General features: G+C 71.8%; 19 protein-coding genes. 9 read left to right on the forward strand and 10 right to left on the reverse strand.

The annotated features are described in order from the left end of the window. Nucleotides 1–42 precede the first annotated feature (42 nt). Nucleotides 43–1,242 carry an amidohydrolase gene (locus ORG17_RS05415; protein ID WP_071245016.1) on the forward strand — a complete coding sequence of 400 codons (1,200 nt, stop codon included), beginning with the start codon at nucleotides 43–45 and terminating at the stop codon, nucleotides 1,240–1,242. 167 nt (nucleotides 1,243–1,409) lie between these two features. Here the strand turns inward: ORG17_RS05415 and ORG17_RS05420 are convergent, their stop codons facing one another. Then, entirely contained in the window at nucleotides 1,410–2,300 is an 891-nt protein-coding gene (locus ORG17_RS05420) for an aminodeoxychorismate lyase (RefSeq protein ID WP_111023183.1), read from the reverse strand. Nucleotides 2,301–2,368: 68 nt separating this feature from the next. Then, on the reverse strand, nucleotides 2,369–2,719 hold the full coding sequence (locus tag ORG17_RS05425) for a tryptophan synthase subunit alpha (RefSeq protein WP_027464736.1): 351 nt from the start codon (nucleotides 2,717–2,719) through the stop codon (nucleotides 2,369–2,371). Nucleotides 2,720–2,783: 64 nt separating this feature from the next. On the opposite strand from ORG17_RS05425, the gene ORG17_RS05430 reads away from it, so the two are divergent. Further along, the gene (locus ORG17_RS05430) at nucleotides 2,784–3,302 is read left to right on the forward strand and encodes an 8-oxo-dGTP diphosphatase (protein WP_214527971.1); all 519 of its coding nucleotides are present in this window, start codon (nucleotides 2,784–2,786) and stop codon (nucleotides 3,300–3,302) included. A gap of 3 nt (nucleotides 3,303–3,305) precedes the next feature. On the opposite strand, the gene ORG17_RS05435 is transcribed toward ORG17_RS05430, so the two are convergent. The 3 genes from ORG17_RS05435 to ORG17_RS05445 are packed head-to-tail and all read right to left on the reverse strand — an operon-like array spanning nucleotide 3,306 to nucleotide 6,996. Continuing rightward, a complete protein-coding gene (locus tag ORG17_RS05435) occupies nucleotides 3,306–3,593 on the reverse strand; it encodes a hypothetical protein (protein WP_027464737.1) in 288 nt (95 codons plus the stop codon). A 27-nt stretch (nucleotides 3,594–3,620) separates the two neighbouring features. Continuing rightward, nucleotides 3,621–5,255 carry an ABC transporter permease gene (locus ORG17_RS05440; RefSeq protein ID WP_111057468.1) on the reverse strand — a complete coding sequence of 545 codons (1,635 nt, stop codon included), beginning with the start codon at nucleotides 5,253–5,255 and terminating at the stop codon, nucleotides 3,621–3,623. A 52-nt stretch (nucleotides 5,256–5,307) separates the two neighbouring features. Then, the gene (locus ORG17_RS05445; RefSeq protein WP_110859250.1) at nucleotides 5,308–6,996 is read right to left on the reverse strand and encodes a cation:proton antiporter; all 1,689 of its coding nucleotides are present in this window, start codon (nucleotides 6,994–6,996) and stop codon (nucleotides 5,308–5,310) included. Nucleotides 6,997–7,111: 115 nt separating this feature from the next. Here ORG17_RS05445 and ORG17_RS05450 point away from each other — a divergent pair, with 115 nt between their 5' ends. The 3 genes from ORG17_RS05450 (at nucleotide 7,112) to ORG17_RS05460 (ending at nucleotide 11,172) form a co-directional block, all read left to right on the forward strand. Beyond that, nucleotides 7,112–8,368, forward strand: a complete 1,257-nt coding sequence (locus tag ORG17_RS05450) for an inorganic phosphate transporter (RefSeq protein WP_035807670.1) — start codon at nucleotides 7,112–7,114, stop codon at nucleotides 8,366–8,368. A 55-nt stretch (nucleotides 8,369–8,423) separates the two neighbouring features. After that, nucleotides 8,424–8,720, forward strand: a complete 297-nt coding sequence (locus tag ORG17_RS05455) for a hypothetical protein (RefSeq protein ID WP_027464739.1) — start codon at nucleotides 8,424–8,426, stop codon at nucleotides 8,718–8,720. Between the two features lie 991 nt (nucleotides 8,721–9,711). Beyond that, nucleotides 9,712–11,172, forward strand: a complete 1,461-nt coding sequence (locus ORG17_RS05460) for an aspartate ammonia-lyase (RefSeq protein WP_232749784.1) — start codon at nucleotides 9,712–9,714, stop codon at nucleotides 11,170–11,172. A 59-nt stretch (nucleotides 11,173–11,231) separates the two neighbouring features. Here the strand turns inward: ORG17_RS05460 and ORG17_RS05465 are convergent, their stop codons facing one another. Together ORG17_RS05465 and ORG17_RS05470 are read right to left on the reverse strand one after the other, a co-directional pair. After that, nucleotides 11,232–12,317: a YihY/virulence factor BrkB family protein gene (locus ORG17_RS05465; protein WP_051596533.1), complete on the reverse strand. Its 1,086-nt coding sequence runs from the start codon at nucleotides 12,315–12,317 to the stop codon at nucleotides 11,232–11,234. A gap of 190 nt (nucleotides 12,318–12,507) precedes the next feature. Continuing rightward, nucleotides 12,508–13,827 (reverse strand): MFS transporter, encoded by a 1,320-nt coding sequence (locus tag ORG17_RS05470; RefSeq protein ID WP_027464741.1) that lies wholly within the window; start codon nucleotides 13,825–13,827, stop codon nucleotides 12,508–12,510. Nucleotides 13,828–13,896: 69 nt separating this feature from the next. Between ORG17_RS05470 and ORG17_RS05475 the strand changes: the two genes are divergently transcribed. From ORG17_RS05475 to ORG17_RS05485, 3 genes are all read left to right on the forward strand, one after another. Further along, nucleotides 13,897–14,268, forward strand: coding sequence for an FKBP-type peptidyl-prolyl cis-trans isomerase (locus ORG17_RS05475; protein ID WP_173035534.1), 372 nt, complete (start codon nucleotides 13,897–13,899; stop codon nucleotides 14,266–14,268). Then, a complete protein-coding gene (locus ORG17_RS05480; protein ID WP_027464743.1) occupies nucleotides 14,268–15,104 on the forward strand; it encodes an aldo/keto reductase in 837 nt (278 codons plus the stop codon). Before ORG17_RS05475 ends, ORG17_RS05480 begins: the two co-directional genes overlap by 1 nt. A 78-nt stretch (nucleotides 15,105–15,182) precedes the next feature. Beyond that, entirely contained in the window at nucleotides 15,183–17,426 is a 2,244-nt protein-coding gene (locus tag ORG17_RS05485; RefSeq protein ID WP_301565382.1) for a HelD family protein, read from the forward strand. A gap of 150 nt (nucleotides 17,427–17,576) precedes the next feature. Here ORG17_RS05485 and ORG17_RS05490 read toward each other — a convergent pair whose 3' ends face one another. Genes ORG17_RS05490 through ORG17_RS05500 form a run of 3 tightly spaced genes read right to left on the reverse strand, consistent with a single transcriptional unit; the run spans nucleotide 17,577 to nucleotide 20,061 of the window. Then, nucleotides 17,577–17,846, reverse strand: coding sequence for a protealysin inhibitor emfourin (locus ORG17_RS05490; protein WP_051596534.1), 270 nt, complete (start codon nucleotides 17,844–17,846; stop codon nucleotides 17,577–17,579). 29 nt (nucleotides 17,847–17,875) lie between these two features. Then, complete coding sequence (locus tag ORG17_RS05495; RefSeq protein ID WP_214526498.1) at nucleotides 17,876–18,925, reverse strand: M4 family metallopeptidase; 1,050 nt, start codon at nucleotides 18,923–18,925, stop codon at nucleotides 17,876–17,878. 59 nt (nucleotides 18,926–18,984) lie between these two features. Then, a complete protein-coding gene (locus ORG17_RS05500) occupies nucleotides 18,985–20,061 on the reverse strand; it encodes a glycoside hydrolase family 6 protein (protein ID WP_214526497.1) in 1,077 nt (358 codons plus the stop codon). Nucleotides 20,062–20,244: 183 nt separating this feature from the next. Between ORG17_RS05500 and ORG17_RS05505 the strand changes: the two genes are divergently transcribed. Beyond that, the gene (locus tag ORG17_RS05505; protein WP_035807673.1) at nucleotides 20,245–20,694 is read left to right on the forward strand and encodes a VanZ family protein; all 450 of its coding nucleotides are present in this window, start codon (nucleotides 20,245–20,247) and stop codon (nucleotides 20,692–20,694) included. Nucleotides 20,695–20,764 lie beyond the last annotated feature (70 nt).

Raw genomic sequence — 20,764 nt, forward strand, 5'->3', positions numbered from 1 at the left:
CCGCCCGCTCGCCGCCGCCCGCCCCCGCGTACCGTTGGTGCCATGAGCAACTCCTTCGCGATCACCGGTGCCCACGTCGTCCCCGTCTCCGCTCCCGCCTTCGACGGCGGCGCGGTCGTCGTCGAGGACGGCCGGATCACCGCGATCGGTCCGGACGTCTCCCCGCCCGAGGGGATGACGGTCATCGACGCCGCGGGTTCGTGGCTCGTCCCCGGCTTCGTCGAGGCACACGGCCACGTCGGCATCCACGAGGAGGCCAACGGCGAGGCCGGCAACGACACGAACGAGATGACCGCGCCGAACATGGCCGGCGTCCGGGCGATCGACGCGATCGACATCGACGACGAGGGCTTCCGGGACGCGCTCGCCGGCGGCATCACGAGCATCGTCGTCAAGCCCGGCTCCGGCAACCCGATCGGCGGTCAGAGCGTCGCCATCAAGACCTGGGGCGGCCGCACGATCGACGAGCAGCTCATCTCCGACTCGGTGAGCGTGAAGAGCGCCCTCGGCGAGAACCCGAAGCGCGTCTACGGCGGCAAGGGCCAGACACCCTCGACCCGGCTCGGCGTCGCGAAGATCATCCGCGACGCCTTCGTCGAGGCGCAGAACTACCGGGCCGCCCGTGACGCCGCCGCCGCGAAGGACGAGCCGTTCGCCCGCGACCTGACGAAGGAGACGCTCGTTCGGGTGCTCGACGGCGAGCTCGTCTGGGACCAGCACACGCACCGCCACGACGACATCGCCACCGCGATCCGCCTGTCCGAGGAGTTCGGCTACCGGCTCGTCGTGAACCACGGCACCGAGGCGCACAAGATCGCCGACGTGCTGGCCGCCAAGGACATCCCGGTCATCTACGGCCCGCTGTTCACCAGCCGCTCGAAGGTCGAGCTCCGCGACCGCGGCATCCCGAACCTCGCCGCCATCGCGGCGGCGGGGGTGCGGGTCGCCATCACGACGGACGCGCCGGTCGTGCCGATCAACATGCTCGTCGACCAGGCGACCGCCGCCGTGAAGGAGGGTCTGCCCGCCCAGACCGCACTCGAGGCGCTCACGATCAACCCGGCCGAGTTCCTCGGGTTCGGGGACCGCGTCGGTCGCCTGGCCGAGGGCTACGACGCCGACCTCGTGCTCTGGGACGGCGACCCGCTCGACGCGACCAGCCGCGCGACGCGCGTCTGGATCGACGGCAAGTCCGTCTTCACGTGGGCCGACGGAGCCGGCGTCACCACGCCGCGCTGGTAGCGAGCACGACACACAACTGGAGGCGCGGTGCCAGCTGGCACCGCGCCTCCAGTCCGTCGTGGGCCCACGCCCATTTCGCCGTGCGCGACACCTCACGCGCGCGCCGCCCCGTGACGTGTCGCTCAGCGCGAAACGCCCGCGGCACACGCGCCGGGGGCGCCGCGTGCTCAGACCTCGCGTGCCAGCAGGAAGTCGTTGATCCGCGTCGTGAGCTCGGCGTCGATCGGCCGCGCGTCGCCGTTCACCGAACGGATCGGCGCAGCCTGCCGCACGCTCGACACGAGCCAGAGCGCGTCCGCCGCCGCCAGGTCGGCGAGCGTGACGAGCTCGTAGGCGGTCTCGATGCCCTCCTGCTCGGCGAAGCGGAACACGTCGGCCTGCGTCGTGCCGGCCAGGATCCCGATGTCGGTGCGGGGCGTGACGAGCCGGTCGCCGACCTTCATGATCAGGTTGGCGCGCGTGCCCTCGAGCACGTAGCCGTCGCTCGAGACGAACAGGGCGTCGTCGGCGCCGCGGCGGACGGCTTCGCGCAGGGCGGCCATGTTGACGCCGTACGACAGCGTCTTCGCGCCCTGCAGCAGCCACGGCGAGGTGCGCTCGACGTCGTGCCGGTACCCGCGGTCCAGGACGACGACGGAGATGCCCTCGGTGCGTGCGGCCGTGGAGTCGCCCGACGGCGCCGCGTAGACCCACCCGGTCGGGCGGTCGGTGCCCTCGACGCCGCGGGTCAGGACGGTCTTGGCGAAGGCCTCGCGCACCGGGTCGAGGCGGGCGCAGACGGCCTCGATGGCCTGGCGCCAGGCCTCCGGGTCCGGGGCGGGCAGGTCGAGCATCGCGGCGGAGCGGCCGAAGCGGGCGAGGTGCGCCTCGAGGGCCTGGGGCCGACCGTCGATCACCGTGATCGTCTCGAACACGCCGTCGCCGCGCGTCACGCCGAGGTCCTGCACCTGGACGTGCTCCTCGAGCGGCTTCGCCCAGGTGAAGGCGTCGGCCGCGGGGTCGTGCGGCGCGGCGTCGCGGGAGGGCTGGTTGAGGACGGCGAGCACGATTTCGGTCATGCATCCATCCAACCGCACGCGGGTGCGTGCGTGCGCGGGGCCGGGGTGTGCGTGCGCCGACGCGCGCGTCAGCCCGCTTCGGGCAGCGCGCCCAGCAGCTTCCACACGGCGGGCGTCAGCTCGGGGTGCTGCAGCGCGATCCGGCGCAGCCGGTGGTACTCCTCGCCCAGCCTGGTGCCCTGCCCGGACGCCGGGTGGCTCGACCACTGCGCGTGCCGCTTGCCGATCGCCTCGTCCAGGTCGACGGCGTCCGCACGCAGGATCAGCACGACCTGCTCGTCGACGGTGGGGAGCGTCGGCATGAACTCCCACGGGTCCTCGCCCTGACGGCTCCGGTGCTCGACGAGCATCGAGATCTCCTCGGCGGCCTCGGCGCGCAGCACTTCGAGGCTGCGCCCGGTCCTGCGGGGCTCAGCCATGGTGCCCCCGCAGCACGCCTGCCATGGGAAAAGCGTACGACACTCCATCGGTCACACTGGACGCGTGACCCTTCGCGACGAGAGCAAGTCCCAGCATCCCCGGGTGGTGGTCGTGTACCTGCTGCGCGACGGCGAGGCAGGCCCCGAGGTGCTGCTGGGGGAGAAGCGCCGTGGCCTCGGCACGGGCCGTCTGGTCGGCCCCGGCGGCAAGCGCGAGCCCGGCGAGTCGGCGGTCGAGACCGCCGTGCGCGAGGTGCGTGAGGAGGTCGGCCTGCGGCTCGACACGGTCGACCTGGAGGCCCGTGGCACGTTGGACTACCGGTTCCCGTACCGGCCGTCCTGGTCCCAGGTCTCGGACGTCTTCGTCTGCCGCCGCTGGCAGGGAGACCCGACGGGCTCCGACGAACTCGAGCCGCGGTGGATCCCCGTCGACACCGTGCCCTACGACGCGATGTGGGACGACGCCCGCTACTGGCTGCCGGGGGTGCTCGCCGGGGGCAGCGTCCGCGCGCGGTTCACGTTCGCCGAGGACGACGCGACGGTCGCCGGGTTCACCGGGACGGGCGTCGGCGTGGGTGACTAGCGGCTAGCGCGGCTGCTGGGTACGGGTGCTGCCGGTGCGCGCTTCCTCGGCGGCGGCCATGACGTCGGCGTCGCCGCTCCGGCCGCCCAGGGGCCGCACGAAGAAGTCGATGATGCCGACGACGATCGCGCCGATCATCGAGAACATCGCCCACCCGACGAACAGCCCGGCGGTACCCCGGCCGTCGGCGGGCGCGAGCAGGACGCTCGCGGCGTAGAAGCCGACCGTCAGCACGAGGAACACGACGACGACGGTGATGAGGACGCGGTGCCAGGTGATGCGGGGGTTCATCCGATCAGGATACGCGTCAGCGGCGCCTCACCGGTCCGCGTGCCGGCCGTGCGGCGGCTCGTCCGACGTGTCGGACCGAGCCGGCGCCCTGGAGCCCTCGGAGCGTGGGACGGGACGCGTGCGCGGTCCGGTCCCCGCGCCTCCCCCCACGTGCTCGGCCGTCACGTCGCTCCGCAGGCTCCGCGACGCGCCGGTACCGGCCCGCGTGGGCCCAGGCCGCTGCACCGGGCCGGTGCGGTCCCCGGGGCGCTGCACGGCGATGCGACCGGTCGGCGTCCCGCCGGGCTCCAGGCCGTCGCGACCGCCGGTGAAGACGTCGCCGCCGGTGCGGTCGTCCTCCCAGTCGTCGTCCCGCAGCACGCTCAGGGTGCCGGTCTCGGTGGAGGTCAGGCCGTGGCGCTCGAGCTCGGCGTCGCGCTGCCCGCCGAGGAACTCGCGGTTGGCGGTGTTGGCGTCCTGGAACATCGTGGTCCGGCCGGTGACGATCGCCCGGATCCGTCGGCGCTCCCACCACTTCTTGCCGAAGTACATCAGCACCAGGCCGGCCGTGGCGTAGCAGGCCATCGTGATCAGGCCGCGAGCCGGGCCGGGGCCGACGCCGTAGACCTGGTGCTTGATCATGTCGACCATGCTCGAGCCGACGACGACGTTGTTCAGCCAGGCGAAGGGCTCGGGCATGAACCACTTCGGGTAGGCGCCGCCGGACGACGGCATGGACAGGAAGACGAAGCAGATCATCGCGGGTGCGGCGATGAACCGGCCGACGAAGTAGCTCAGGCCGTTCACCGCCAGGCCGATCGCCACGATCCAGCCCCAGGCGATGAGCACGAGCTGGATCCAGTGCCCGTGGATGGCGCCGAGCACAGGCCCGGCGAGCGTGTTCGTAATGAGCGAGATGACGAGGCCGCCGACCACGATGACCGTCATCCGGGTGCGGTGCCGGAGCGGGCCGCCCATGATGCCGATGAACATCGCGACCATGTAGCCGCCGATGCACCACGCGAGCATGACGTACATCGCGACGGTGCCGTACTCGTCCCACGCCGGCAGCGGTGCGAGCTCGGTGACCTTCGGGGTCGCCACGCCCAGGCCGGTCAGCACCGCGGTGAGGGTGGCCGGTACGAGGCTCGCGACCTGGAACTGGTGCGCGCTCGCCTTGAAGAACTCGTTCGCAGCGGGGTCGTACGCGACCGCCATCGAGCCGCCCACCACGTCGCGCTTCGCCTGCGCGAGCGAGTCGTACGTGTGGAACACGAACTCGCCGGGCAACGCCTGCTGCACCGCCTGCACGAACGCCGGGTCGCTGCCGATCAGGGCGATCGGGACGTCGTGCGGGTGCGGGGCGTGGAACGCGAAGACGTAGCACAGGCAGAACCCGACGATGAAGAACAGCGGCATCCAGAGCTGCAGGCCGATCAGCTGCAGCGACGGGTGCAGGGTCGAGTACCACCGGCGGTAGGCGCCGTGCTGCTGGGGCGCGGGTACCGGAGCCTGTCGCCGGGGTCCCGAGCGCGCATGCCCGGCGACCTTGCCACCACGACGCGGCTTGGTCCCACGCGCGGAGGGCCGGGTCCCGCGCGGCTTCGGCGGCGTGGGACGGGAACCGCCGGGGCGCTCCGGTCCGTCGTCGTTCCTGGGGACGTCGTTCCGCGGCGTGCTCACTCGGCGCTCTGCTCCTGCTCTCGATCGGAGCGCCAGGATACGCCCGGGGTGCTCAGGAGCGACTGCGCGACGCCTGCGCCGAGTCCATCGCGAGCTCCTCGGCGTCGAGGGTCACGAGCACGCGGCGCATGACCTCCTCGTCGAGGTTCCCCTTCTCCCGCTCCTCGAGCACGATCTCGCGGCGGCGGTCGAGGAGCTCGCGCCGGATGTCCTGGATCTGCGAGCCACGCAGGCGCAGTGCGACGTTCCGCCCCTCGTCCTCTTCTTCTTCGGCGTCCTGACGGAACGTCTCGGCCTGACGCTCGAGTCGCGCCTTCAGCCGGTTAACCACCGAGTCGACGGCCTCCGAGCCGTACTGCTTCGCCCATGCGGGGCGCCGCTTCTCGAGCAGCTCGATCGCGGCCTCGGTGGTGCGCTGGTTGAGTCGCATCTCGCTGCGCACGTCCTCCTCGCCCTCGGCGGGGTCCTGCACCTTGAGCGCGCGGATGACGAACGGCAGGGTGAGTCCCTGCAGCAGCAGGGTGCCGACGGTCACGAAGAAGGCGATGATGAAGATCGTGTCCTGCGCCGGGATCTGCGTGGGGCTCGCGACGACGGAGACCGCAGCCGCCAGGGTCACCACACCGCGCATGCCCGTCCACGAGATGACGGTGAGCTCTCGCCAGTTGAGCTTCGGCTCCGCGGAACCGCGCATCCACCGAAGCGAGGGGTGCCCGCGGGACAGCTTGATCCGCAGTGGCCGGAGCCACTTCCCGTTGATGCGGTTGCGCGCGTAGGACTCGAACACGAAGAGCGGCCGCACCAGGATCACGACGACGAGCACGACGGCCGCGGCGGTGAGGGTCTGCCCGAGACTCCGCTCGCTCTCGACCAGGTCCTGCACGACGGTGTTGAGCTGCAGGCCGATGAGCGCGAACACGAAGCCCTCGAGGATGACGTCGATGCTCGTCCAGAGCGGGCGCTCCTGCAGGCGGGTGGCGTAGCCCTCCTTCGGCGAGTTGTAGCCGATGTACAGGCCGGCCGTGACGACCGCGATGACCCCGGAGCCGGACAGGTCCTCGGCGAGGATGTAGGCGACGAACGGCAGCAGGATGCTCATGATCGTCTCGACCACGGGGTCGTTGATGCGCATCCGGATCCAGTGCACGACGACGCCGAGCACGATGCCGACGACCAGACCGACGCCGATCGCCAGGCCGAAGATGCCGAGGTCCTGCCAGATCGTCAGTGACGTGCCCGCGATGATGAGCGTGAACACCCGCACCAGGGTCAGCGAGGCCGCGTCGTTGATCAGGCTCTCGCCGGACAGCACGGTCATGACGCGGCGGGGGAGTCCGAGCTTCCGGCCGATCGCGGCGGCGGACACCGCGTCCGGTGGGGCGACGATCGCGCCGAGCAGGATCGCCGCCGGCAGCGTCATGTCCGGGATGAGCAGGTACGCCACCCCGCCGACGACCAGGGCGGTGACGATCACCAGGAAGATGCCGAGCCGTCGGATCTGCTTGATCGAGCCGCGGAAGCTCTGCCACGACACGTCGAGGGCCGCCGAGTAGAGCAGCGGCGGCAGGATCACCGTGAGGATGACCTCGGAGTCGATCTCCATCGGCGGCAGCCCGGGCAGGAACGAGGCAGCCAGGGCGACCGCCGTGACGAGCAGCGGAGCGGGGAGCCCCTTGGCCCGGGCGAACCCCGTCACCGCGAGCGATCCGATCAGCAGGATGAGGAGCTCAGCGGTGTCCATGGACGCATTCTCCCATCGGCATGGTTCCGAAGCTGAACGAGTGTGAAGCTGCGGTGAACAACAGGTTGCCGATCAGGTTTGCTCGAAGGGCCGACGCCTGGGACACTTGCCCGCGGTGGACATCACACTCATAGTCGTCCTGGTCATCGCGTTGGCCCTCTTCTTCGACTTCACAAACGGTTTTCACGACACCGCCAACGCGATGGCGACCCCGATCGCGACCGGCGCCATGAAGCCCAAGGTGGCGGTCACCGTCGCTGCGGTGCTCAACCTGGTCGGTGCGTTCCTCAGCACCGCCGTGGCGACGTCGATCTCGCACGGGTTGATCAACGAGGGGCCCGGTGGCGTCGCCATCAGCCCGGAGATGATCTTCGCGGGCCTGATCGGGGCAGTCGTCTGGAACATGATCACGTGGCTCCGCGGGCTGCCGTCATCGTCGTCGCACGCACTGTTCGGCGGGCTGATCGGTGCCGCGATCGTCGGCGCCGGGTTCCAGTCGGTCAACTACGTCGCGCTGCTGACGGTGGTGATCATCCCGGCGTTCGCCTCGCCCGTGATCGCCGCGCTCGTGTCGTTCCTGTCGACGCGCATCGCGTACCGGATCACGAAGCGTCCGGTGTTCCCGAACGAGCGCGGCGGGTTCCGCATCGGGCAGGTCTTCACCAGCTCGATGGTGTCCCTGGCACACGGCACCAACGACGCGCAGAAGACGATGGGTGTCATCACGCTGACCCTCATCGCCTCGGGCGCGCAGTCGTCGAACCAGGGCGTGCAGTTCTGGGTCGTCGTCGCCTGTGCCCTCGCGATCGCCCTCGGTACCTACACGGGTGGTTGGCGCATCATCCGCACCCTCGGCTCGGGCATCACCGAGATCCGCGCGACGCAGGGCTTCGCCGCCGAGGCCTCGACCGCCGCGACGATCCTCGCCTCCAGCCACCTCGGCTTCGCGCTGTCGACCACGCAGGTGTCCTCGGGCTCCATCATCGGTGCCGGTCTCGGCCGCCGCGGCTCGAAGATCCAGTGGTCGACCGCCGGCAAGATCGTCATCGCCTGGTTCATCACCCTGCCCGCGGCTGCCGCGGTCGGTGCGGTCGCCTCGGGCATCGCCCGCCTCGGCGTCATCGGGCTGGTACTCGACGCCGTGATCGGTGCCGTCGTCATCCTCGGCCTGTACCTGTGGTCGCTCCGCAAGCCGCACGAGCAGGCCTCCGCGATCGAGGTCGACGTCGCCGCGAACGCGGTCCTGACCCGCAAGGAGCTGCGTGACATGCAGCGCAAGAAGCGTGCCGATGCGGTCGCCCAGCGTCGTGCCGAACTGAGCCGCGAGCGCACGCTCCGTCGCATGGCGGCCCGCAAGGGAGGCCGTCGCTGATGGGCATCGCGCTTGACGGACGCAGTTTTGCATTCCTCGAAGGGGGAGACCGCTGATGGGCATCGACTGGTTTGCATTCCTCACCGTGGCGCTCGTCGCCGTGGTCTCGTCGTGCTTCGTCGTCGCCGTGTACTCGGTCGGCCTCCGTCTCTGGAGTGCCGCCGACACCCGCGAAGGCAAGTTCACCGTGAAGGACGACGGCACGATCGGCCCGGCCACCGCCGGCTTCCCGAACCCGGCCGGAGCCTCGGCAGCGGCACGTGCGCTCCGTGCCGCGGCCATCGCGTGCTTCGTCGTGTGCGGCGCCGTCGTGCTCTACGGCATCTACCTCATCGTCCCGCAGTTCCACTGACGGGCCCGCTCACCGGGTGAGCAGAAGACGCCGGGTCGCCCTTCGCGACCCGGCGTCCTCTGCTCCCTCGTCGCGCGTGCGCTGCGTGCGCTGCGTGCGCTGCGCTGCGTGCGCTGCGCGAGCGGGCGAAATGCCCGCGTCTTCGCGCGCAGGAACCCCGCCACCTCGCCCGCTCGCGTCCGGGCGTGCCCGCGGGTCGGACGGGAGGCCCGTGGCGGCCTGGCGCCGCGCCTCCGGGCCGTCGCGTGGCGAGTGGGAGAAATGCCAGCGCGCGTTGCCGAGGCGACCGCGGCATTTCGCCCGCTCGCGCGGGCGGCGCGTTCTCGGTGAGCAGAAGGTGTCGGGTCGCCGTCTGGGACCCGACATCTTCTGCTCACGAAGTGCGAGCGAGGGCGTCCGGGCGTGCCCGCGGGTCGGACGGGAGGCCCGTGGCGGCCTGGCGCCGCGCCTCCGGGCCGTCGCGTGGCGAGTGGGCGAAATGCCAGCGCGCGTTGCCGAGGCGACCGCGGCATTTCGCCCGCTCGCGCGGGCGGCGCGTTCTCGGTGAGCAGAAGGTGTCGGGTCGCCGTCTGGGACCCGACATCTTCTGCTCACGAAGTGCGAGCGAGGGCGTCCGGGCGTGCCCGCGGGTCGGACGGGAGGCCCGTGGCGGCCTGGCGCCGCGCCTCCGGTTCGTCGCGTGACGAGTGGGCGAAATGCCGGCGTGCGTTGCCGAGGCGACCGCGGCATTTCGCCCGCTCGCGCGGGCGGCGCGTTCGGTGAGCAGAAGATGTCGGGTCGCCGTCTGCGACCCGACGTCTTCTGCTCACGAAGCGCGAGTGAGGCCGGCCCCGGGCGAGCGGGCGGAATGCCGGCGTGCGTTGCCGAGGCGACCGCGGCATTTCGCCCGCTCGCGCAGGAACGCGCCGGTCCCACCAGCCGCGGCGCGTTCCCGGACCGGCCGGACGGACGGGACTAGCCTCGACGTGTGACCGGCAACGAGGAGGCACCTGTGACGACGACGACGCGGACCGAGAGCGACTCGCTGGGATCACGGGAGGTCCCGAACGACGCGTACTGGGGCGTCAACACGTTGCGGGCGCTGGAGAACTTCCCGATCACCTCCGTCCCGATCGCCGTGTACCCGGACCTCATCGAGGCGCTCGTCACCGTGAAGCAGGCGGCGGCGCGGGCGAACCGGGCGATCGGTGTCCTCGACGAGGAGCGCGCCGATGCGATCGACCGCGCGGCGCAGGAGGTCCGCGACGGGGCGCTCCGCGAGCAGTTCGTCGTCGACGTCGTGCAGGGCGGCGCCGGGACGAGCACGAACATGAACACGAACGAGGTGCTCGCGAACCGGGCCCTCGAACTCCTCGGGCGTGAGCGGGGCGACTACGGGTACCTGCACCCGATCGACCACGTGAACCGCAGCCAGTCGACGAACGACACGTACCCGACGAGCATCAAGATCGCGATGATCTTCGGGGTCCGTCGTCTGATCGTGCAGCTCGAAGAACTGTCGGCGGCGTTCGCCGAACGGGGCCGCGCCTTCGCCGACGTGCTGAAGGTGGGCCGGACGCAGCTGCAGGACGCCGTGCCGATGACCCTCGGGCAGGAGTTCACCGGGTTCTCGCACACGATCCAGGAGGACGCGGACCTGCTCCGCAAGGTGATGCCGCTGCTCGCCGAGATGAACCTCGGCGCCACGGCGATCGGCACCGGGATCACCGCGGACCCGCTCTACCGCGACGAAGTCCGTCGGCAGCTGCAGGAGGCGAGCGGCATCGACGTCGTCACCGCCCCCGACCTCATCGAGGCGACGAGTGACGCCGGTGCGTTCATGACCCTGTCCGGCACGGTGAAGCGCAGCGCCGCGAAGCTCTCGAAGATCTGCAACGACCTGCGGCTGCTGTCGTCCGGTCCGCAGGCGGGTCTCGGTGAGATCACCCTGCCGGCTCGCCAGGCCGGCTCGTCGATCATGCCGGGCAAGGTCAACCCGGTGATCCCCGAGGTCGTGAACCAGATCGCCTACGCGGTCGCCGGGGCCGACACCACCGTGACGATGGCGGCGGAGAGCGGGCAGCTGCAGCTCAACGCCTTCGAGCCGATCATCGCCCACTCGATCCTGCAGTCGCTGCAGTGGATGTCCCGCGGCTGCGCAACGCTGCGCGAGCACTGCGTCGTCGGCATCGAGGCGAACGAGGCGAAGCTCGCTGCGCAGGTCGACACGAACGTCGGCGTCGTCACCGCGCTCACGCCGTACATCGGGTACGCGGCGGCTGCGTCGATCGCGCACACGGCGCTGACCACCTCCACGCCGATCTCGACGCTCGTCGTGGCCGCGGGGCTGATGGAGGAGGACCAGGTCATGCGGGTGCTCAGCCCGGCACGGCTGTCGGGCATCGAGCTGGCGACGGGCGCGATCCCGATCATCACCGAGGAGATGCTGGACGCCGAGGCGCGCAAGCGCTGACGCGGGGCGTCCGCGCCGATAAGCACACGCGCCCACGCACGCGCGCCCGCACGCACCCGTCAGGGCAGCGGCCGCTCGCCCACCCGCACCTGCTGTGCCATCGCCCGCAGGTGCTCCTCGCCCGGGGTCAGCTCGGCGTCCTCTTCCTCGGCCACCCTTGCGGCCTCGGCCCGCACGTGCTGCGCGGCCGCGATGTCCTGGTCCCGCCAGCGCGCGAGCGTGAAGTTCCGCGTGACGTCCCGCAGCGGCAGCCGGATCGACTCGTCCGCCTCGATGCCGGCGAGTAGCTGCCGCATCCGGATCACCTCGGAGTCGAGCTCCCCGCCGACCACGAGCACGAAGTTCGAGATGTACAGGTACACGAGCAGCAGGATCGCGCCACCGAGCCACCCGTAGGCGCGGTTCCCGCCACCGAGGGTCTCCACGTACAGCGCGAACCCCACCGTGGCGATGGCCCAGGTCACGATCGCGAACGCGGCACCGGCCGACACCCACCGCAGCTGCGGGGTCTTCACGTTCGGCGTCGCGTAGTAGAGCACAGCCACCATCACGACGAGGTCGGCCGCGAGCACCGGCCACTTCACCACGTTCCACACGTCGTCTATCCAGGGCGCCCACCCGAGCTGTCGGATGACGGCCTCGGAGATCGTCGGTGTGCCGAGCAGGATGACGATGGCGACGGCACCGCCGACCATGACGAGCAGCGTGACGAGGAGCATCATGCTGCGGAACTTCCAGATCCGTCGGCCCTCCTCGACCTCGTAGGCGGTGTTCATCGCCCGCCCGAACGCCGTCGCGTAGCCGGACAGTGACCAGAGCGTCAGCACGACGCCGATCGTGAACCCGAGCCACGGGTTGTCCAGGGTCAGCAGCTGCCGGAGCGGCCCCTCGAGGTGCTCGGCGGTCTCCGGCCGGACGATGAACCCGAGGACCTCGACGATGTCGGTCAGGCTGTCGCCCTTGCGGTCGACGATGGACAGCGCCGACACGACCGCCAGCGCGGTCGGGAACACCGTCAGCAGCGCGAAGAACGTCAGCGACGCGGCCGCGTCGACGACGCGGTGCCGGATGACCGAGTGGTAGGTGCGCCGGACGACGGCGCGGACTCCGGTCCGCTGGAGGTCGCGCGATGCGCTGTCCGGCATGTCTCGTACGGTACCCGACACGTGCGGTCCTGGAGGCCCGTGGCGGGCCCGCCCCGCGCCTCCCGACCGCCTGTTGGTCGCGCTGGTGCGCCGGCAAGGCACCGGTGTTCACGCTCCGCACCGCGGAACGCGGGTGTTCCACCCGCGAACACCGGTGTTTTGCGGCCCCGACCCCGACCGCCGCCCGCCGTCAGTTGGCGTGCGGGTGCAGGGCGTCGTAGCGGCGGAACGACGGGACCATCCGGAGGAGCAGCGCGACGAGGCCGATGATGAGCACGCCGCCGATGACCGGCGGGTACGCGATGCCGGCCGCGACGACCAGGCCGGCGTACAGGTCGCCGAGCCGCGGGCCGCCCGTGACCACGACGATGAAGATGCCCTGCAGCCGACCGCGCATGCCGTCCGGCGACGCCGCCTGCAGGATCGTGTTCCGGAACACCGAGCTGACGTTGTCCGCGCCGCCGGCCATCGCCAGGAACAGCGCCGCGAGCCCGAGGGCGGGCAGGATCTCGACGCCGAACGCCTCGCCCGAGCGGCCGCCGAGCACGTGCGCCAGCGCGATGACCACACCGAACGCCGCGATCGCCCCGCCGTACGCCGTGATGGCCCAGCCGACGGCCTCGCCCTGGCGTCGGACGTGCCCGAGCGGCCCGGAGAACACGCTCGACAGCAGCGCCCCGATCGCGTACGCGGCGGTCAGGGTGCCGACGGTGATCGACCCACCGCCGATGACGAGCGCGCCGATCGCGGGGAACAGCACACGCGGCTGCCCGAAGGTCATCGCGATGATGTCGAGCACGAACGTCATCGTGATGTTGCGCGACCGCCGCAGGAACTTCGCGCCCTCGATGAGCGAACCGAGCCCGGGCCGCAGTGCGTCGTGGTCGGCGGCCATCCGGGGCAGCGTGAACACCCCGAGGAACGCGAACGTGAACAGCACGACGTCGATCGTGTAGGTCGGCGCGAACCCGACGCTCGCGATGAGCACGCCGGCGATCGCCGGACCCACGGTGACCTGGAACCCGGACGCGATCCCGCCCAGGGCGCTCGCCGCGGGCAGCAGGTCGGTACCGACGAGCCGCGGGACGATGGCCGAGCGGGAGGCGTTGCTGACGGTGGCGGCCACGGCGTTGACCGTCGCGAGCAGGTAGAGCAGTGCGACGCTGTGCAGGTCGAGCCAGGCGTGCGTGGCGATCAGGGCGACGGCGACCCACGCGATGATCGACGACACGAGCGCGACGAGCCGTCGGTCGAAGGCGTCCGCGAGCATGCCGCCGTACAGGCCGGCGACGATCATCGGCACGAGCGCGATGACACCCACCAGGGCCACGGCGAAGGTCGATCGGGTGATCTCGTAGACCTCGAGCCCGACGGCGACGGTGGTCATCTGGGTGCCGATGCCGGCGATCGCGGTGCCGGCCCAGAGTCGGGCGAAGGCGGGGGAGCGGCGGAGCGGGGTGAGGTCGGCGAGCAGGCGGCGGCGCGGCGGTGCGGGAGTCGATGGTGTCACGGTGAAACCATTCTGCGGGCTGGACGCTCGTTGCGCGTGCCCGGTGCGCGCTCTGGTTGACTGATCGGCATGACTGACCTGAACAGCAAGCCCGAGTTCGACGCCCCCGAGGGCCCCGCCCCCACCGAGCTCGTCATCACCGACATCGTCGAGGGCTCCGGCGAGGAAGCGTCCGCCGGCTCCACCGTCAAGGTCCACTACGCCGGGGTCGAGTACGAGACCGGCGAGGAGTTCGACAGCTCCTGGAACCGCGGCGAGCCCATCGACTTCCCGCTCGCGGCCCTGGTGCGCGGCTGGCAGGAGGGCATCCCCGGCATGAAGGTCGGCGGCCGCCGCAAGCTCGTCGTCCCGCCGGAGCTCGCCTACGGTCCCGCCGGTGGTGGGCACTTCCTGTCCGGCAAGACCCTCATCTTCGTGATCGACCTGCTCGGGGTCCGCTGATGCAGGTCGGTGCCCCGACGATCGAGCTGAACGACGGCCACCGGTTCCCGGAGCTCGGCCTCGGCACCTACGGCCTGAACGGCGACGAGGGCGCTGCGGCGGTCGGCACCGCGATCGCGAGCGGCTACCGGCTGCTCGACACGGCGCTGAACTACGGCAACGAGGACGCCGTCGGCAAGGCCGTCCGCGAGTCCGAGGTGGCGCGCGAGGACCTCGTCGTCACGTCGAAGCTGCCCGGTCGGCACCACGGCTACGACGAGGCGCACCGCTCGATCGACGAGACCCTCGGCAACCTGGGGCTCGACCACGTCGACCTGTACCTGATCCACTGGCCGAACCCGTCGGTGGACAAGTTCGTCGACACCTGGAAGGCGTTCGTCGACCTCCGCGACAGCGGCAAGGTCCGCTCGATCGGCGTCTCGAACTTCACGCCGGAGCACCTCCGCCGCATCGTCGACGCCACCGGGGTCGCCCCGGCCGTCAACCAGGTGGAGCTGCACCCGTACTTCCCCCAGGCGGAATTGCGGAAGGTGCACCAGGAGCTCGGCATCGTGACCGAGAGCTGGAGCCCGCTCGCGAAGCGGTCGGAACTGCTCACCGAGCAGCCGATCGTCGACGCCGCCGCGGCGCACGGTGTGGCCCCCGGCCAGGTCGTGCTGCGCTGGCACGTCCAGCTCGGTGCGGTGCCGGTGCCGAAGTCGGGCGACGCCGCCCGCCAGAAGGAGAACCTCGACGTCTTCGGCTTCGAACTGACCGACGACGAGGTGCAGGCGATCTCCGCGCTCGAGCGCGGTCGTCTGTGGGACGGCGACCCGGACACGCACGAAGAGATGTGACTCCGACGCGACCCTTCGGGGACAGCGGGGCTCCCGGTGGGCAGTACACTGGTTCCCCCTCTTCCCGAAGGGTTGCGTGTGTCCGAACCGACCGAGATCGACCGTGAACGCGGCTACGTCGACGGCCTCTTCCGTCGTCTCGACGAGCTGACCGCCGAGGCCGAGCAGCGCCTCGCCGAGACCCGCCGACAGGCGGTCGGCGGGAACCACCAGAGCCGCAGCGAGCGCGATGCGTACGCCCGGCTCTACGAGGACACCGTCGCGACGCTCGAGCGGGTGGGGGACCGTCTGGTCTTCGGCCGGCTCGAGGTTGCCGAGCCCGACAACCCCGACGACACCTTCCGGTACATCGGCCGTGTGGGGCTGCGCGACGCCGAGCACCGGCCGCTGCTGCTCGACTGGCGCGTCCCCGGCGCGAGCGCCTTCTACCAGGCCACCGCAGCGCACCCGATGGGCATGCGGTCCCGTCGGCACCTTTCCCTGCAGGGTCGTCGCGTGGTCGGCGTCGAGGACGAGGTGTTCGACGCCTCGCTCTACGACGACGAGCGCACCCACCTGCAGGGCGAGGGGGCGCTGCTCGCCGCGGTGACCGCCGAGCGCACCGGCCGGATGACCGACATCGTCGCGACGATCCAGGGCGAGCAGGACCGCATCATCCGCTCCCCGCTCGAGGGCGTGCTCATCGTGCAGGGCGGCCCCGGCACCGGCAAGACCGCCGTGGCGCTGCATCGGGCCGCCTACCTGCTCTACTCGTACCGCGAGCGGCTGCGGGGCTCCGGCGTGCTCATGGTCGGCCCGTCCCCGGCGTTCCTGACGTACATCGAGCAGGTGCTCCCGTCGCTCGGCGAGACCGGTGTCGTGATGGCGTCGCTCGGCTCGCTCTACCCGGGCGTGCACGCGACGACCCACGACTCCCGCGACGTCGCCGCCGTGAAGGGCGCAGCGCAGATGGCGTCACTCCTTCGGCGGGCCGTGCGCTCGCGCCAGGTCGTGCCGACCGAGTCGGTCACGCTCGACGTCGAGGGCGAGCGGCTCGTCGTCCCGCCGCAGCTCGTCGCCGACGCCATGAAGCGTGCGCAGGACCGCGGCAAGCCGCACAACGCCGCTCGCGTCACGTTCAACAAGAACGCCCTCGACGCGATGACCCGCCTGCTCGCCGAGCAGCTGCGGGAGCGCGGCACCACGGTGGACGAGGCCGACGAGAAGGTCCTGCGCGAGGACATCCGGAGTTCGTACGACGCCCGCGTGCTGCTCAACACCGCGTGGCTGCCGCTGCCGCCGGAGAAGTTCCTCGAGGACCTCTATGCCCGGCCGAACTGGCTCGCCTCGCTCACCCCGGACTGGACCCCAGAGCGCCGAGCCCTGCTGCAGCGCGCCCGAGGCGCAGCCTGGACCGTCGAGGACGTCCCCCTGCTCGACGAGGCCGCCGAACTGCTCGGCCCGTTCGACCCGACCGGCGGCGCCGCCAAGCGCGCGGCGAAGGCCAGCCGGAACCGCGACATCGAGAACGCCCGCCAGGCCATCGAGAACATGGGCGTCGAGGGCATCGTCAGCGCCGAGCAGGTCGCCGGCTCGTTCGCCGAGGGCGGCGACCCCCGCTCCACCGCCGAGCGCGCCGCCGACGACCGCGAGTGGACCTACGGGCACATCGTCGTCGACGAGGCGCAGGAGCTCTCGCCGATGCAGTGGCGCGTGCTCGCCCGCCGCAACCCGCTGCGCTCGTTCACGATCGTCGGCGACATGGCGCAGGGTTCCTCGCCGGGTGCCGCACGCACCTGGGACGACGTCATCGGAGCGCTCGCGCGTCGCCGACGCGGCCGTGCGCCGCAGGTGCCGCTCGACCACCGCATCGAGCAGCTCACGGTGAACTACCGCACCCCGCGCTCCATCGTCGAGGCCGCCGGGGCCTTCGCGGACAGCGCAGGCCTCACCGTCACGCGCAACGAGGCCGTGCGCGACGGCGACCCGGTCGAGCGTGTCCGCGTCGCCCGGGCCGACCTGCTCGACACCGTCGTGGCGGTCGCCGACGCCGAGCGCGCCCGGATCGGCTCCGGCACCATCGGCGTCATCGTCCCCGAGTCCCAGGTCGACACGGTCCGGCAGCGGCTCGCCCGCACCGAGGCGGACGTCCGGGGACTCGCCTCGCCGAACGCCGGCTCGCTCACGGTGCTGACGGGTGCGGACGCCAAGGGCCTGGAGTTCGACGGCGTGCTGCTCGTCGACCCGGACGGCGTGGGCGCCGACGCCGCCCGTGCCGCCGCCGCGGTGTACGTCGCGATGACGCGTCCGACCCGTCGCCTGACGGTCATCGACGTCGACTGACGGTGGTGCGCGCGTCGCCGCGCGCTTCGTGAGCAGGAACGGTCGGCTCCGGCGGTCCCACGCGACCGTTCCTGCGCACGATCGGTGGGTGGTGGCGTCACCGCGGGGCGGACGGGAGGCCCGGCGCGGGCCCGCCACGGGCCTCCCGGCTCAGGTCGGGTCGCCCTCGGAGCGCACACGCGCGACCAGGTCGGCCCACGGACCGTCGAGGCGGCGACCCGGGATCGTCACGGTGGTGCGCTCGACGGTGATCGTCCAGCTGAAGTCGTCGGGGACGGGCGCTGCCGTCGGCGCCGGGGTGCGCTGCAGCGCATCGACGACCTCGGACCACGCCGTGGGGTCGCTGCTCGTGTCGGTGTCGACCCGCCAGCGCCGTGTGGTGCCGGCGAAGCCCCCGGAGCGGCGGACCTCGATGCGCATGCCCTCGACGCTACGCCCGGGTGGCGCGGTCAGTCGAGCACGCCCACGCGCTGCCAGGCCTGACGCACCGCGGTCTGCTCGGCGGAGCCGTCCCCGAACCGCCGCCCGGCGACGTCGACGGTGACGTTGGCGAAGCCCGCGAAGTCGATCGAGGCGGTCACCTCGGGCGACGTCAGGGCGTCCCACCAGACCGCACCGGCGCCCAGCCACGCGGGGCCGCCGATCGCCGTGGCCGCCAGGAAGAACGCGTGGTTCGGGATGCCGGAGTTCGTGTGGACCCCGCCGGCGTCGTCCGTGGTGTCGACGAACCCGGCCATGGTCGCCGGTTGCGGGTCCTTCCCGAGCACCGGGTCGTCGTACGCGGTGCCGGGGGCTCGCATCGACCGGAGCGCGTCGCCCTGCACGGCGTCGGTGAACAGCCCCTCGCCGATGAGCCAACTCGCCTGCTCCGCCGTCTGCCCCGCCGCGTACTGGGCGACCAGGGAGCCGAAGACGTCGCTGATCGACTCGTTGAGGGCGCCCGACTGGCCCTGGTAGGTCAGGTCGGCGGTGTACTGCGTGACGCCGTGCGCGAGCTCGTGGCCGATGACGTCGAGCGCGACGGTGAAGCGGCGGAACACCTCGTCGTCGCCGTCGCCGAACACCATCCGGTTGCCGTCCCAGTAGGCGTTGTCGTAGTCCTGGCCGTAGTGCACGGTCGCGTCGAGGGGGAGCCCCGCGCCGTCGATCGACACCCGGTCGAACACCTCGAGCCAGAAGGCGTGCGTGGCGCCGAGGCCCGCGTACGCCTCGTCGACCGCGGCGTCACCGGAGTCGGCGTCGCCCTCGCGCCGGACGACGGTGCCGGGCAGCGTCGTGGTGCCGTGCGCGTCGGTGATCGTCCGCTGCGGGGAGCGGTCGACGGTGCCGCTGACGCCGCGCGGCGCGACCAGGTGCTCGTGCTTCGGCGCCTGCACGGCGTCGAGCGAGGCCAGTGCGGTGCGTGCCGCCGAGGCTGCCCGCGGGAACGCATCGGCATGGGCGACGGCGCGGAGCAGGTAGGGCGGGACGACGGAGCGGAGGCGGTCGGTCGCGGTCATGCACACATGCAACCACCGGGCACCGACACGGCCCTGCGCGGGCTGTCGGGCGGCGGCGGTCAGTCGCGCTTGCGGTGCTCGACGAGGGCCAGCGCGTACGACTCCCACCACTGGCCGGCCGCGGGGCCGCCGTTGCAGGTGCCGTCGCTGAGCCCCGGCGTCTTCACCCAGAGCAGGGCGTCGAGCCGGGTGCTGCCGCCGGTGACGTGCGGCTCCTGGCCGAGGCCGGCGCCCTCGGGGTTGCACCAGGTTCCCCGCCACCCCTGCCCGTTCCGGGAGACGTCGATGACGAAGTGCGGGTCGCCGCCGATCGCGTCGGCGAGCTCGTCGGCGTACGCGCGCTCCTGGTCGACGCGGTAGAAGTTCGACACGTTCGTGAAGAACCCCTGCACCTCGTCGACGCCGGCCTGCCGCAGCCAGTCGGCCATGGTGGCGGTCGGCACACGGTTCTCGTTGCCGCCGTCCAGGTACACGGTGAGCCCGTGGCCGGTCAGCGCGTCGACGGCTTTCCGCAGCAGGGGCAGGCGTTCGTCGCGCAGTCGCTCGCAGTTCTGGATCTGGGCGATCGAGTCGGGTTCGACGAGCACGACGGCGTGCGAACCCGCCATTGCACGGACGGCAGACCGGACCCACGGCAGGTAGGCGTCGTCCGCGGTGCCGCCCTTCGAGTAGCTGCCGCAGTCGCGGTCCGGGATGCTGTAGAGGACGAACACGGGGGTGCCGCCACGGTGCTTCGCCGTGCTGACCACCGACCGGATCGTCGAGCGGGTCTCGGCCTGCGAGGTGTTCGTCAGCCAGGTCGCGATCGGCTGGTCGGCGATCACGGCGATCTGCTCGGCGGTCGCGGCGTCGCCGGCGGCCCGTGCCTGTCGCTCGCGGATGCTGGCCTGGTTCACGGCGGTCGGCTGGCGCGCGAGCCCGCCCGGGAACGCCCCGGCGGCGGACTTCCGCTCGGCGACGGTGCGCCCGCTCGGGGTGCCGTCGCCGTCCGGCTGGCCGCCGTTCCACGGGCCGACGACCACGAGCGTCGTGACGACCGCGGCGACGACGACGGCGGCGACGGCGATCCACCCCCACTGCCGCGGGCCGCCGGTGCGGCTGCGGCGTGGGGTGCTGGGTGCCTCGTGCTCCGGCATGCTGCGGTGCTCCTGATCTGCCCGTGCGGTGTCGGTGGTGCGGGCACCGATCGCGCCCCGCGACCCATGCTGGCAGGTGCGGGGGAGTCCTGACCAGCGCCGAGCCCGATCCCCCAGGAGTCGTACCGCCGCCTGACAGGAGCGCTCCAGCGACCGGCCAGGGCCGTGCCGCACACTGTCCGGATGTTCCGTCGACTCCTCCTCCTCGCCCTGACCGCGGGCTACGCCTGGGTGATCTGGCGGATGACGCTGACCCCGCAGGTCTTCACCTCGGCCCAGAACTCGCTCGTGCTGCACGCGATCGCCTGGGTGCAGCAGCTGCCGCACGGTGCGTGGTTCACGTACGAGCGCACCGAGTTCCTCGCCAACATCGCCATGTTCGTGCCGGTGGGGGTGCTCGCGGCGCTGTGGCTGCCCCGGCGCTGGTGGATCCTCGGTGCGCTCGTCGCGGTCGCGCTGTCCACGGGCATCGAGTTCGCGCAGGCCACCTACCTGCCGTACCGCGTCGCGGACCCGCGCGACGTGCTGTCGAACGGCCTCGGCGGGCTGCTCGGCGCGACGCTGGTCGGACTCGTCCGCAGTCTGCTGCCGGAGCGTCGCCGCCGACGCCGTCTGCACCCCAGGACCGCCTAGGACTCTGGTAGTCTTGTGCGGTTGCCGTCGAACGGCCGCGGACAAAGAGCGCTCGTGCATCAGGCACGGG

The sequence above is a fragment of the Curtobacterium flaccumfaciens pv. betae genome, from assembly GCF_026241855.1.
Taxonomy (GTDB): domain Bacteria; phylum Actinomycetota; class Actinomycetes; order Actinomycetales; family Microbacteriaceae; genus Curtobacterium; species Curtobacterium flaccumfaciens.